1 protein-coding gene is annotated in these 226 nt (G+C 48.7%); it reads left to right on the forward strand.

Going from position 1 to position 226, the window contains the following annotated elements; genetic code table 11:
• A partial coding sequence (locus LD028_RS09880) for an ATP-binding protein (RefSeq protein ID WP_483298303.1) occupies positions 1-226 on the forward strand: 226 nt, incomplete at both ends.

Raw genomic sequence — 226 nt, forward strand, 5'->3', positions numbered from 1 at the left:
CGGCTCTACTCTTGGATGCCCATTTGGAAGCGGCAAGTCATGGACAGCCCACCTATCTGTCCTTTCTCAACATGCTTCTAGATGCAGAGATAGCGGAACGTCAAAAACGGAATATGGAGGTACGCACCAAACTCGCACACTTGCCTTACCGAAAAACGCTGGAGGATTTTGATTTTGCTTTCCAACCCAGCATTGACGAACGGTTGATTCGAGAGTTGGCTACGAT

The sequence above is a fragment of the Anoxybacillus sp. LAT27 genome (assembly GCF_022030075.1).
In the GTDB taxonomy this organism is placed as follows: Bacteria; Bacillota; Bacilli; order Bacillales; family Anoxybacillaceae; genus Anoxybacillus; species Anoxybacillus kestanbolensis.